At 42.4% G+C, this 13,754-nt stretch carries 12 protein-coding genes and 5 tRNA genes; all 17 read left to right on the top strand.

Going from position 1 to position 13,754, the window contains the following annotated elements; all coding sequences use genetic code 11:
• The first annotated feature begins 36 nt into the window (after window positions 1-36).
• A complete protein-coding gene (locus P255_RS11760; RefSeq protein WP_004902504.1) occupies window positions 37-471 on the top strand; it encodes a RidA family protein in 435 nt (144 codons plus the stop codon).
• A gap of 283 nt (window positions 472-754) precedes the next feature.
• Window positions 755-1,399 carry an FHA domain-containing protein gene (locus tag P255_RS11755; RefSeq protein ID WP_004902501.1) on the top strand — a complete coding sequence of 215 codons (645 nt, stop codon included), beginning with the start codon at window positions 755-757 and terminating at the stop codon, window positions 1,397-1,399.
• A gap of 50 nt (window positions 1,400-1,449) precedes the next feature.
• The gene (locus P255_RS11750) at window positions 1,450-2,121 is read left to right on the top strand and encodes a phosphoglycolate phosphatase (RefSeq protein WP_004902499.1); all 672 of its coding nucleotides are present in this window, start codon (window positions 1,450-1,452) and stop codon (window positions 2,119-2,121) included.
• A gap of 129 nt (window positions 2,122-2,250) precedes the next feature.
• Window positions 2,251-3,744: an anthranilate synthase component I gene (trpE, locus tag P255_RS11745; RefSeq protein ID WP_004902498.1), complete on the top strand. Its 1,494-nt coding sequence runs from the start codon at window positions 2,251-2,253 to the stop codon at window positions 3,742-3,744.
• Between the two features lie 98 nt (window positions 3,745-3,842).
• Window positions 3,843-3,918: transfer RNA gene (locus tag P255_RS11740), tRNA-Thr, on the top strand.
• Window positions 3,919-3,972: 54 nt separating this feature from the next.
• Window positions 3,973-4,056: transfer RNA gene (locus tag P255_RS11735), tRNA-Tyr, on the top strand.
• A gap of 37 nt (window positions 4,057-4,093) precedes the next feature.
• A tRNA-Gly gene (locus P255_RS11730) sits at window positions 4,094-4,169 on the top strand.
• Window positions 4,170-4,181: 12 nt separating this feature from the next.
• Window positions 4,182-4,256 (top strand) — tRNA-Thr (locus P255_RS11725).
• A gap of 171 nt (window positions 4,257-4,427) precedes the next feature.
• Window positions 4,428-5,618, top strand: a complete 1,191-nt coding sequence (tuf, locus tag P255_RS11720; protein WP_004901964.1) for an elongation factor Tu — start codon at window positions 4,428-4,430, stop codon at window positions 5,616-5,618.
• Window positions 5,619-5,668: 50 nt separating this feature from the next.
• Window positions 5,669-5,744 (top strand) — tRNA-Trp (locus tag P255_RS11715).
• 80 nt (window positions 5,745-5,824) lie between these two features.
• Entirely contained in the window at window positions 5,825-6,265 is a 441-nt protein-coding gene (secE, locus tag P255_RS11710) for a preprotein translocase subunit SecE (RefSeq protein WP_004749887.1), read from the top strand.
• 6 nt (window positions 6,266-6,271) lie between these two features.
• Entirely contained in the window at window positions 6,272-6,805 is a 534-nt protein-coding gene (gene nusG / locus P255_RS11705; RefSeq protein WP_004749886.1) for a transcription termination/antitermination protein NusG, read from the top strand.
• Between the two features lie 110 nt (window positions 6,806-6,915).
• A complete protein-coding gene (rplK, locus tag P255_RS11700) occupies window positions 6,916-7,344 on the top strand; it encodes a 50S ribosomal protein L11 (protein WP_004637639.1) in 429 nt (142 codons plus the stop codon).
• A gap of 3 nt (window positions 7,345-7,347) precedes the next feature.
• On the top strand, window positions 7,348-8,043 hold the full coding sequence (gene rplA, locus P255_RS11695) for a 50S ribosomal protein L1 (protein ID WP_004902494.1): 696 nt from the start codon (window positions 7,348-7,350) through the stop codon (window positions 8,041-8,043).
• A gap of 304 nt (window positions 8,044-8,347) precedes the next feature.
• Window positions 8,348-8,854 carry a 50S ribosomal protein L10 gene (gene rplJ / locus P255_RS11690; RefSeq protein ID WP_004902492.1) on the top strand — a complete coding sequence of 169 codons (507 nt, stop codon included), beginning with the start codon at window positions 8,348-8,350 and terminating at the stop codon, window positions 8,852-8,854.
• A 48-nt stretch (window positions 8,855-8,902) separates the two neighbouring features.
• Window positions 8,903-9,271 (top strand): 50S ribosomal protein L7/L12, encoded by a 369-nt coding sequence (gene rplL, locus P255_RS11685; RefSeq protein WP_004902491.1) that lies wholly within the window; start codon window positions 8,903-8,905, stop codon window positions 9,269-9,271.
• Between the two features lie 307 nt (window positions 9,272-9,578).
• Window positions 9,579-13,664: a DNA-directed RNA polymerase subunit beta gene (gene rpoB, locus P255_RS11680; RefSeq protein WP_004902489.1), complete on the top strand. Its 4,086-nt coding sequence runs from the start codon at window positions 9,579-9,581 to the stop codon at window positions 13,662-13,664.
• Window positions 13,665-13,754: the final 90 nt, after the last annotated feature.

Genomic DNA, 13,754 nt, shown 5'->3' with positions numbered 1-13,754 from the left:
TTAGATATTGTGAAATAAAGAATAAGGAGAATTCAAATGGTGACGATTACACGGCATGAAATAGGTCCACGATTTAGTGAAATGACCATTGCTCATGTAGGTTCAGCAAATTTTATCTATATTTCAGGGCAGGTGGCTGAAAATACAATTTTAGATGTTGAAGGCCAGACCAAGGAAGTTCTGAAATTTATAGATCGCTTGCTTGCACATGCGGGCGCCAGTAAAAAAGATATCGTTTGCGCTCGAATTTATTTAGCTTCTGTGGGTGATTATGCACAAATGAATGCGGTTTGGGAGGATTGGGTGCCAGAAGGCTGTCCACCTGCTCGTGCTGCTTTAGGGGTGAAACTGATTGACTCGGAATATAAAATTGAAATTGAAGTTCAAGCAGTTGCAGAACAACATGTCCTTGAAGATGAAAATTGTTTAACGGCTGCGAGTTTAAAACATCAATCTGAGCATAAGCGTTAAAAATGAATGTGATGATAAATAGACAAGCCTGCTCAATAGCAGGCTTTTTTAAAACTTAAATCTTTGTGATTTTGTTGGTAGGTATTTAAAAATTGAATCACACTTCGTATGAGGCCGCTGAAAATGCAATTCAGATTAGGGATATTGCTCAATAAACCATCTAGATAGGCTCGTGTCACACAGCGCTGTTTAACGATAAAGTGAATTGAATCATTGAGCTGACAGGGCAGCATGATCGGCTAAACATGTTATTCTATATGAAACGAGAAAATGGGAAATCAATATGAGTTGGACACTACAGGCGATTTCTGATGAATTACAGGGTCAGGAAATCGAAGTAAAACAAGATATGCTGGTTGGACGTCATCAAGACTGTGACCTTATTTTGCAATCTTCGGCGATTTCCCGCCGCCATGCAGCATTGAACGTTCGTGATGATCAATTGTGGTTAACCGATTTAAATTCATCGAATGGTACGTTTGTGAATGATTTGCGTATTGCTCAAGAGACGCTGTTAGCACAAGGTGATATTGTTCAATTTGCGAACTTAAAATTTGCGCTACTGGCTGAAAACGCAGACTTAGTCATTGATGAAAATCTTGAATTACCTAAAGCCGCGAGCCAAACAGAATCAGATAATCATGCTCAAAAAATGAATGAGCAGGGTATGCCAAGCTTAACAGAGCGCGCAGCAGAAACGACACTCAGCCGTGAAGGCATGCCACAACAGGTCTCTGTACCAAAACCTGCACCAATTCCTGAAGGTATCGACCCTCATGCTAAGGCTGAACCTACACCAGTACCTATTGAGCTGCCTGCATCTCGTGTTGAGCAGGAAGTCGAACAACAGAAAAATGTATCAGTTGGGTTGATGACCATCATTGCGATCATTATTTTGGTTGTTTTGGCATTTGTATTCTTTAAATAAGACGAAGTGGTGAGGTTGCAACACAACCTCATACTTAAAAGGAGAAACCCATGTCATCGGTCAGCCGATTACAGCAGCGAAATGTCATTTTATTTGATTTAGATGGCACCTTAATCGATACCGCAGCAGATATGTTTCGCGCCATGAATCTGACCCTGCAACAGCTCGGCTATCCGCTTGTCACTGAAACGCAAATCCGTGAATGGGTTGGGCAGGGGACATCCAAGCTTTGTGATCGGGTGCTAATGCATTTACAGGGACAGATTGATCCTGAGCAACATCGGCGGCTATTGGAAAAATACTTGGCAGTCTATGAACTGGAACTGTGTGTAGAAAGTCAGTTGTTTGACGGTGTTTTGCCTTTTCTACAGTATTGCCAGTCACAGCAGTTAAATATGGCGTGTGTGACCAACAAACCTGAGCATCTGGCAAAAATTCTGCTCAATAAACTTGAAGTCGGGAACTTCTTTAGTTTGGTTGTTGGTGGGGATAGTTTGCCTAAACGTAAACCTGATCCGATGCCACTGTTGCATGCTATGGATTTCTTTCAGGTACAACCTGAAAAGACGCTCATGATTGGTGACTCAAGCAATGATGTCGAGGCTGCACGTCGTGCAGGGATTGACTGTGTGGTAATGAGTTATGGCTATAATCATGGTGAAGATATTTCTGCTTGCCAACCGCAGCAAGTGATTGATACTCTCGAAACCTTAATCGTTTAATGTTTGTTTAATAAGTACAGGAATTTTGGAATGAATATGATCACCTTTTTTCGATGGCGTCGCTCATAACCGCGCTTAACCGAGTTTTGACTGATCAACCCTATTTTTAAAATAAAAGGCATTCCATATATGATGACTCCTGAATTATTCCAACAGCTCCAGCAACAAGGTTTTAATACCATTCCTGTTTACCGTCGCCGTTTGGCAGATACGGATACACCGTTGTCGGTGTTTGCTCGCCTGAAACAGCATGCACAAGCTTATTTATTTGAGTCAGTAGAGGGTGGCGAAAACTGGGCGCGTTACTCAATTATTGGATTGGGTGAATCCACCATCTTTTCTTGTAATGAAGGTCAGCTCACAGTTCAACAACCTGATGGGCAGATTACTCAACAGTCATGTAGTGACCCATTTCAATATATTCGTGACTTCCAGGCTCAGTTTAAAGTCCCAACACAACAACAAATACCTGAGTTACCGAGTTTTACAGGCGGACTGGTCGGTTATTTTGGCTATGATGCTGTACGTTATATTGAGCCACGCCTGAAGCATATTCCAAATCAAGACCCTGTTGGCTTGCCCGATATCTGGATGATGCTGTCAAAAACCGTGATTGTTTTTGATAACTTGAAAGATACCTTATTTATTATTGTGCATGCAGATACACAAGATGCTGATGCCTACCACAAAGCACAGCAGCAACTTGATGAGATTGAAAAACAGCTCAATACACCAATTAGCCTAGAAGCCAAACCACATACAGCACCACATTTTGAATCCCTTACAGGTAAAGAGAAATTTTTACAATCGGTTGAGAAAGTCAAAGAGTATATCCGTGCGGGCGATGTGATGCAGGTGGTGCCTGGTCATCGTATGGTGTCAGACTTCGATGGTGAACCTTTGCAGGTGTATCGTGCATTACGTCATCTCAACCCATCACCTTATCTATTTTTGGTGCAAGGGCACACCTTAACCGATCAAAAACCATTCCATATTGTGGGTTCATCACCTGAAATTCTTTCCCGTTTAGAAAATGGAATCGCCACTGTGCGTCCACTTGCTGGTACGCGTCCACGTGGTAAAACAAAAGAAGAAGACTTGGCACTGGAAAAAGACCTGCTTTCTGATGAAAAAGAAATTGCTGAGCATCTCATGCTGATCGATCTAGGGCGCAATGATGTTGGGCGTGTGTCTAAAATTGGAAAAGTGCAAGTGACTGACCGTATGGTAATCGAACGTTACTCACATGTGATGCACATTGTTTCGAATGTACAAGGTGAAGTACGGGATGATGTCGATGCTTTGGATGTTTTTAAAGCTACATTCCCAGCGGGAACACTATCTGGTGCACCTAAAATCCGTGCAATGGAAATTATTGACGAAGTTGAACCCGTAAAACGCGGTATTTTTGGTGGTGCAGTCGGATATTTGGGTTGGCATGGTGAAATGGACATGTCGATTGCGATTCGTACCTGTGTTATTCGTGATCATAAAGTCTATGTACAGGCTGGAGCGGGGCTAGTTGCAGACTCAAATCCTGAATCTGAATGGAATGAAACCCAAATAAAAGCTCGCGCAGTGATCAAAGCGGTTGAATTATCATCAAATGGATTGATTTTATGAGTTTTTCGCGGTTTTTTTTAAAAAACCGCTTGCATCATTTCTGAGTTTTGCTAAACTGCACACCGTTCCGATACGAAACGTACGAAACACTAAGAAACGCCGGCATAGCTCAGTTGGTAGAGCAACTGACTTGTAATCAGTAGGTCCACAGTTCGAATCCGTGTGCCGGCACCATTTAAAAGTGTGAAGTTTGGTTGAGTAAGAACAGCACTGAAATAAGTGTGATTTGGTGAGATTCCCGAGCGGTCAAAGGGAACAGACTGTAACTCTGTCGCGAAAGCTTCGAAGGTTCGAATCCTTCTCTCACCACCATATTTAACTTCGAATGAAGTGGTATACATACCAACACGCGGGAGTAGCTCAGTTGGTAGAGCGGCAGCCTTCCAAGCTGCATGTCGCGAGTTCGAACCTCGTCTCCCGCTCCATCGAAGCTTATCGCTCTTATAGCTCAGTGGTAGAGCACTCCCTTGGTAAGGGAGAGGTCTCGAGTTCAAATCTCGATAAGAGCTCCAGATTACAGTTTAGTAGAAATATCTACAAATTTTTAAAGAAGCAGGCTTATTAGTCTGCTTTTAAAGTATTGGGCGTCTGTTTTTTTAGACTATATGTCGATGTGTTGTGTAGCTTCGGTGTCTTTTGTAGCCTCTTGTAGCTTGCTTTCGACGTAAACGAGGAAGATCATCATGGCTAAAGCCAAGTTTGAACGTAATAAGCCACACGTAAACGTGGGCACAATTGGTCACGTTGACCATGGTAAAACAACTCTTACTGCTGCAATCGCAACGATCTGTGCGAAAACTTACGGCGGCGAAGCGAAAGATTACTCGCAAATCGACTCAGCTCCAGAAGAAAAAGCACGTGGTATTACAATTAATACTTCACACGTAGAATACGATTCTCCAATTCGTCACTACGCGCACGTTGACTGCCCAGGACACGCCGATTATGTTAAAAACATGATTACTGGTGCTGCTCAGATGGACGGTGCGATCCTTGTATGTGCAGCGACTGATGGTCCAATGCCACAAACTCGTGAACACATCCTTCTTTCTCGTCAGGTAGGTGTACCTTACATCATCGTATTCTTGAACAAATGCGACCTTGTAGATGACGAAGAATTACTTGAATTGGTAGAAATGGAAGTTCGTGAACTTCTTTCTGCTTATAACTTCCCTGGTGATGACACTCCTGTAATCCGTGGTTCAGCGCTTGCTGCTCTTAACGGTGAAGCTGGTCCTTACGGCGAGCAATCAGTTCTTGACCTAGTTGCAGCACTTGACTCTTACATTCCAGAACCAGAACGTGCTATCGACAAAGCATTCTTGATGCCAATCGAAGACGTATTCTCAATTTCTGGTCGTGGTACTGTAGTAACAGGCCGTGTTGAGTCTGGTATCGTTAAAGTAGGCGAAGAAGTAGAAATCGTTGGTATTAAAGATACAGTTAAAACAACTGTAACTGGCGTAGAAATGTTCCGTAAACTTCTAGACGAAGGTCGTGCGGGCGAGAACTGTGGTGTTCTTCTACGTGGTACTAAACGTGAAGACGTACAACGTGGTCAAGTACTTGCTAAACCAGGTACAATCAAGCCACACACTAAATTCGACGCAGAAGTATACGTACTTTCTAAAGACGAAGGTGGTCGTCACACTCCATTCCTAAACGGTTACCGTCCACAGTTCTACTTCCGTACAACTGACGTAACTGGCGCTATCTCTCTTAAAGAAGGCGTTGAAATGGTTATGCCTGGTGACAACGTAGAAATGTCAGTAGAATTGATCCACCCAATCGCAATGGACGCTGGTTTACGCTTCGCGATCCGTGAAGGTGGTCGTACTGTAGGTGCTGGTGTTGTTGCGAAAGTAACTGCATAATATCTGTTGTGATATTTAAACCGAGAATTTAGATTCTCGGTTTACTTTGTAGGTTAGTAGTTCAATTGGTAGAGCGTCGGTCTCCAAAACCGAATGTTGGGGGTTCGAGTCCCTCCTAACCTGCCATTTATTTCAAAGTTAAAGCTTGATGCTGACTGAGCTAAATTGTCTTATAATAAGTCGCGAATTCTACGACGAGTACACCCATGTCGAATGATAAATCGCGTGACGCATTAAGCGACGCGCCAATCCCTCAAAGAAATAATTCTGCTGAAGTTGTTCGTTCTGGCTCCCCTTTGGATGTTGTCCTGTGGATTGTTGCGATTATTTTATTTATTTGTGCAACTTTGGTGAATCAGTATCTGCCAGCATACTGGGCACCAGCCAATAATGTTTGGACGCGTATAGGTGCAATTTTAGCTTGTATCATCGTGGCTTTAGGTTTATTATACGCCACCCACCAAGGTAAAGGGTTTATCCATTTACTGAAGGACGCACGCGTAGAATTACGTCGAGTAACTTGGCCAACCAAGCAAGAAACCGTAACAACCTCATGGCAAGTGGTGCTTGTTGTTGTTATCGCTTCAATTGTGTTGTGGTGTTTTGACTACGCTTTGGGCTGGTTAGTGAAGTTGATTATCGGGTAAGAAGCTATGAAACGTTGGTATATTATTCATGCCTATTCAGGTTATGAAAAACAAGTGATGCGCTCACTCAAAGACCGAATCCAGCGTAGTACTGTTGCCGATAGCTTTGGTGATGTTCTTGTTCCTACCGAAGAAGTGGTAGAAATGAAGGACGGTAAAAAACGCAAGTCTGAGCGTAAATTCTTTCCTGGCTATGTGTTAGTCGAAATGGAAATGAATGACGATACTTGGCACATTGTTAAAGAATGTCCAAAAGTATTGGGCTTTATTGGTGGTACACCAGAAAAACCTGCACCGATTACTCAGCGCGAAGCAGATGCGATTCTTGCTCGTGTACGTAGTACAGGTGAAGCACCTCGTCCCAAGACGATGTTTGAACCAGGTGAAGAATTATTGGTTATTGACGGTCCATTCACAGACTTTAAAGGTGTGGTGGAAGAAGTTCAATACGAAAAGTCACGTTTAACGTTGACGATTAATGTATTTAATCGACCAACTCAAGTTGAATTGGAATTTCGCCAAGTCGAAAAAACCATTTAATTTGAATTGGTTGGAAAACGCCCGATTTATTCGGGCATTGTTATTGTAACAATTGTGTTGCGAGAATAGTTGGGGAGCCTAGCGGCGTTTGTACCCAGAGGTAATTTAAAATGGCTAAGAAGATTGACGGCTATATCAAGCTGCAAGTTCCAGCTGGTAAAGCAAATCCATCTCCACCAATTGGTCCTGCATTGGGTCAACGTGGTGTTAACATCATGGCATTCTGTAAAGAATTCAATGCTGCGACTCAAAAGCTTGAAGTTGGTTTGCCAATTCCAGTCGTGATCACTGTGTACAACGACAAGTCGTTCACATTTATCATGAAAACTCCACCTGCATCTATTCTTCTTAAGAAAGCTGCTGGTATCCAAAAGGGTTCATCTGTACCTAACAAAACTAAAGTTGGTAAGTTGACTCGTGCTCAGTTAGAAGAAATTGCGACTACTAAAGAACCAGACTTAACTGGTGCTGATTTAGACGCACGTGTTCGTACCATCGCTGGTTCTGCACGTTCTATGGGCTTGGAAGTGGAGCTATAAGACATGGCAAAGTTAACTAAACGTCAAAAAGCCATTGCTGCTGCTATTGAAGCAAACAAAGTTTACACTTTGGAAGAAGCAGTACAAGTTCTTTCTAGTCTACCTGCTGCTAAATTCAAAGAGTCTTTGGATGTTGCGGTAAACTTGGGTGTTGACCCTCGTAAATCTGATCAGGTTGTTCGTGGTGCGACTACACTTCCTGCAGGTACTGGTAAAACTGTACGTGTTGCAGTATTTGCTCAAGGCGCGAATGCAGAAGCAGCTAAAGCTGCTGGTGCAGATGTTGTTGGTTTTGATGATCTTGCTGAGAGCATCCAAGGCGGCAACCTTGACTTTGATGTAGTGATTGCTGCTCCAGACGCAATGCGCGTTGTAGGTAAATTGGGTACGATCCTTGGTCCACGTGGTTTGATGCCAAACCCGAAAGTCGGTACTGTTACTCCAGACGTTGCAAATGCAGTTAAAAATGCAAAATCTGGTCAAGCACGTTACCGTGTAGACAAAGCGGGTATTATCCACGCTGCGATTGGTCAAGTAGGTTTCTCTGCTGAAGCTGTTCGTCAAAACGTTGAAACTTTGATTGCTGACTTGAAAAAGTTAAAACCAGCAACTTCTAAAGGTGTCTATATCAAAAAGATCACTTTGAGCTCAACTATGGGTCCTGGTCTTACTGTTGATGTAAACAACGTTTCTAACTAAGTTTTAACTTAGAAAAGAATTTTAAAGCCCTGATAGGGAAAAGTGTAAATAGCAAGTCATTGATTTTCTTTTACACTTAAGCAATTTATTGCTTGCTCATCAGGCGGACTTTGAATTGATAAATGTAAATTTATCAGCGTCAAAGACCTCGGGCGAAAAAAGTTTTTTGAACTTTTTTCTTAAAAAATCAGTCCGAGTAGACGCGGTGGTGTGATTTACTCATCCTCCGCGTGTAAGTTCGAAAGAGCTTACGAATTGGGAGTGTACTTGTAAAAGTACATAGATCACCGTTAGGAGGTTTACGATGGCTCTTCTTATCGAAGACAAAAAACAGATCGTTGCAGAAGTAAACGAAGTTGCTTCTAAAGCGTTTTCTGCTGTTGTTGCTGACTACCAAGGTTTAACTGTAGAAGCATTGACACAATTACGTGTTGAAGCTCGTAAGCTAGGTGTTAATACGCGTATCGTTCGTAACACTTTGGCTAAACGTGCGTTCGAAGGTACTCAGTTTGATATCTTGAACGACAACCTTGTTGGTCCAACAATTCTTGGTTTTTCAACTTCTGAAGATGACATGGGTGCAGCTGCACGCTTGTTCGAAGAATTTGCGAAAACTAACAAAGCATTTGAACTTAAAGCTGCTGCATTTGATGGCAAGGTTTATGTTGGTGCTGAAGTTAGCGTAATTGCGAATCTTCCGAACCAAGAAAAAGCGCTTACTATGCTTGCCAATGTTCTTCAAGCTCCTATTTCGAAATTGGGTCGCCTCATTACAGCGCTCAAAGAGAAAAACGAGTCAGAAGCTGCATAAGCTTAAATTTATTTACACACCATTCAATTTCCATTTGGAGTTATTCTCATGGCTTTAACTAACGAAGAAATTTTAAACGCAGTTGCTGAAAAAACTGTTCTTGAACTTGTTGAACTTATCTCTGCTTTTGAAGAGAAATTCAACGTATCTGCTGCTGCTGTAGCTGTTGCTGCTGCTCCTGGCGCTGCTGCTGCTGTTGAAGAACAATCTGAATTCAACGTTGAGTTGACTTCTTTCGGTGCTAACAAAGTTGCGGTTATTAAAGCAGTTCGTGAAGCTACTGGCCTTGGTCTTAAAGAAGCTAAAGATCTTGTTGAAAGCGCTCCTTCAGTTGTTAAAGAAGCTGTTTCTAAAGAAGAAGGCGAAGAACTTAAGAAAAAACTTGAAGAAGCTGGTGCTACAGTTACACTTAAGTAATTTGCAAAGGAGTCAATTGTTTTTAATTGACTCCGAAAAAATGGCTGATGGCTCTTGGGTCATCAGCCTTTTTGCGTTACAATAATCGGCTCGATTTTTATTCTTATTGAATGAAAACGAATATTTTATAAAATAACGCAATATATCAAACGCTTACCAATATTTTTCAATAAAAAATATTGTTAAGCGTTTTATTACCACTCTAAATTGCAGCATTTGTAAGTAGTGGTGGCCATATCGGCCTGCGTAATTCCATCTAAATCCGAACTGCAGGCGGATTTAGTTTTGTACTTTCCGAGGACTCCAAATGGCATACTCATATACCGAAAAAAAACGGATCCGTAAGAATTTTGGTAATTTGCCTAAAGTGATGGACGTTCCGTACTTGCTTTCGATTCAAGTCGACTCGTACAGAACATTCTTACAAGATGGCAAAACACCAAAAAATCGAGAAGATATCGGTCTTCAGGCCGCATTTCGTTCAGTTTTTCCAATCGAAAGCTATTCTGGCAATGCTGCTTTAGAATTTGTTGAGTATAGCCTTGGTAAGCCAGAGTTTGATGTACGCGAATGTATTCTTCGTGGCTCAACTTATGCGGCACCAATGCGTGTAAAAATTCGCTTGATCATTAAAGATCGCGAAACGAAATCAATCAAAGACGTCCGTGAACAAGAAGTCTATATGGGTGAAATGCCACTCATGACCGAAAACGGTACGTTCGTGATTAACGGGACTGAGCGTGTTATCGTGTCTCAGTTACACCGTTCTCCTGGCGTGTTCTTTGATAGTGACAAAGGTAAAACGCACGCGAACAAAACTTTATATTCTGCTCGTATTATTCCTTACCGTGGTTCATGGTTGGATTTCGAATTTGATATTAAAGATTTGGTTTACGTACGTATTGACCGTCGTCGTAAATTATTGGCAACAGTTATTTTACGTGCGTTGAATTACACAGATGAACAAATCCTGAACTTGTTCTATGAAAAAGTTCCTGTGTATGTCGATATGGGCAGTTACCAGATTGAATTGGTTCCAGATCGCCTGCGTGGTGAAATGGCACAGTTCGATATTACAGACAGCTCAGGTAAAGTAATTGTTGAACAAGGTAAACGTATCAACGCACGTCATGTACGTCAAATGGAAGCTTCAGGTCTGACTAAACTGCCTGTTCCAGATGAATACTTGTATGAGCGTATTATTGCAGAAAACGTGACTTTACGTGATGGTGAAGTGATTCCTGCAAATACCTTGCTCAGCCACGATATTATGGTGAAATTGGCTGAAGGTGGTGTTAAGCAATTTAACATCCTGTTTACCAATGATATTGACCGTGGTTCATTCATTGCAGACTCTTTACGTGCAGATACAACATCTAGCCGTGATGAAGCATTGGTTGAAATTTATAAAGTGATGCGCCCAGGCGAGCCACCAACCAAAGAAGCAGCAGAAAACTTGTTCCATAACTTGTTCTTCTCTACAGAACGTTATGACTTGTCACCTGTAGGTCGCATGAAGTTCAACCGTCGTTTGGGTCGTCCATACGAAGTGGGTACAGATCAGAAATCTCGCGAAGTTGAAGGTATCTTGTCGAATGACGATATCATTGATGTAATGCGTATCTTGATCGAAATCCGTAACGGTAAAGGTGAAGTCGACGATATCGACCACTTGGGTAACCGTCGTGTTCGTTCTGTTGGTGAAATGACCGAAAACCAATTCCGTGTTGGTTTGGTTCGTGTTGAACGTGCTGTGAAAGAGCGTTTAAGCCAAGCAGAAACAGACAATTTGTCTCCACAAGATTTGATTAATGCTAAACCTGTTGCTGCAGCAATCAAAGAATTCTTTGGTTCAAGCCAGTTGTCTCAGTTTATGGATCAAAACAACCCGTTGTCTGAGATTACACACAAACGTCGTGTATCAGCACTTGGACCTGGTGGTTTGACTCGTGAACGTGCAGGCTTCGAAGTGCGTGACGTACACCATACACACTATGGTCGTGTATGTCCGATTGAAACGCCTGAAGGTCCAAACATCGGTTTGATCAACTCGCTTTCTGTGTATGCAAAAGCTAATGACTTTGGTTTCTTGGAAACTCCATACCGTAAAGTTGTTGATGGTCGTGTCACTGAAGAAACTGAATACCTGTCTGCAATTGAAGAAGTGGGTACAGTTATTGCACAAGCCGACTCAGCAGTTGATGCTGAAGGTAACTTGATCGATGAGATGGTTACAGTTCGTCACCAAGGTGAAACTGTACGTATGCCGCCTGAAAAAGTGACGCATATGGATGTATCTGCACAGCAGGTTGTATCTGTTGCAGCATCATTGATTCCATTCCTTGAACACGATGACGCGAACCGTGCATTGATGGGTTCAAACATGCAACGTCAGGCTGTTCCGACTTTGCTTGCTGACAAGCCACTTGTTGGTACAGGTATGGAAGCAAACGTAGCACGCGACTCAGGTGTATGTGTGATTGCCAACCGTGGTGGTGTAATCGAGTTTGTTGATGCTTCACGTGTTGTAATTCGTGTCAATGAAGATGAGATGATTGCTGGTGAAGCTGGTGTCGACATCTATAACTTGATCAAATATACACGTTCAAACCAAAATACCTGTATCAACCAGAAAGTTCTTGTGAACTTGGGTGATAAAGTGGGTCGTGGTGATGTATTGGCTGATGGTCCTTCTACCGATGGCGGTGAGTTGGCACTTGGTCAAAACATGCGTGTTGCGTTCATGACTTGGAACGGCTTCAACTACGAAGACTCGATCTTGCTTTCTGAACGTGTACTTCAAGAAGACCGTTTAACCTCGATTCATATCCAAGAATTGTCATGTGTAGCACGTGATACTAAATTGGGTGCAGAAGAAATTACAGCTGATATTCCTAACGTTGGTGAAGCTGCACTGTCTAAACTGGATGAGTCTGGTATCGTTTACATTGGTGCTGAAGTAACAGCAGGGGACATCCTTGTTGGTAAAGTGACACCAAAAGGCGAAACTCAGTTAACTCCAGAAGAAAAATTGCTTCGTGCGATCTTTGGTGAAAAAGCGGCTGACGTAAAAGACTCTTCTTTACGTGTTCCGTCAGGCACTAAAGGTACAGTCATCGACGTTCAAGTCTTTACTCGTGATGGTCTAGAGAAAGATGAACGTGCACAAGCAATTGAAAAAGCACAACTTGATGCTTACCGTAAAGATTTGAAAGAAGAATTCAAAATCTTTGAAGAAGCAGCACGTGAACGTATTATTCGCTTGTTGACAGATCAAGAATCTAATGGCGGTGGTACAACCAAACGTGGCGACAAGCTTGCTGAATCTGTTCTATCAGGTCTTGAGCTGGTTGATCTACTTGAAATTCAACCGACTGATGAAGCAATCGCTGAACGTTTAAGTCAAATTCAAGTGTTCTTGAAAGAGAAGAGCGCTGAAATTGACGAGAAATTTGCTGAGAAAAAACGCAAACTTGCAACAGGTGACGAACTTACAACTGGTGTATTGAAAGTTGTAAAAGTTTACTTGGCAGTGAAACGTCGTATCCAGCCTGGTGATAAAATGGCTGGTCGTCACGGTAACAAAGGTGTTGTATCAAACATCTTGCCTGTAGAAGACATGCCACACGATGCCAATGGTGTTCCTGTTGACGTGGTATTGAACCCGCTGGGCGTACCATCACGTATGAACGTGGGTCAGATTCTTGAAACTCACTTAGGTTTGGCTGCAAAAGGTCTTGGCGAGCAAATCGACAAGATGCTTAAACAGCAACGCACAATGGCTGAACTACGTGATTTCCTTGACAAGATTTATAACAAAGTCGGTGGTGAGCAAGAAGAGCTTGATACATTGACTGATGAAGAAATCTTGAAACTTTCAGGTAACTTGCGTAAAGGTGTACCTTTGGCAACACCTGTATTTGATGGTGCTGAAGAAAGCCAAATCAAAGAGTTACTTGACCTTGCAGGCTACTCGAAGACTGGTCAAATGGAGCTGTACGATGGTCGTACAGGTGAAAAATTTGATCGTCCTGTCACTGTAGGCTACATGTACATGCTCAAATTGAACCACTTGGTTGATGACAAGATGCATGCGCGTTCAACAGGTTCTTACTCGCTTGTAACGCAACAGCCGCTTGGTGGTAAAGCACAGTTCGGTGGTCAGCGTTTCGGTGAGATGGAAGTCTGGGCACTTGAAGCATACGGTGCAGCATACACACTTCAAGAAATGCTCACTGTGAAGTCGGATGACGTTGAAGGTCGTACCCGCATCTATAAGAACATTGTAGATGGCAACCATTATATGGATCCAGGTATGCCTGAATCATTCAACGTATTGACCAAAGAGATCCGTTCTTTAGGTATCAACATTGAACTGAAAAATGGTGACTAAGACTCTCCATTAAATCTCCCTAAATCCCTCTTTGAGAAAGAGGGACTTTTCCCCTTTTCAAAGGGGGAGTAGGGGGATTAAATCAGTTAA

This window comes from Acinetobacter brisouii CIP 110357, from assembly GCF_000488275.1.
Classification (GTDB): Bacteria; Pseudomonadota; Gammaproteobacteria; order Pseudomonadales; family Moraxellaceae; genus Acinetobacter; species Acinetobacter brisouii.
This window is presented reverse-complemented; position numbering and strand designations above follow the sequence as displayed.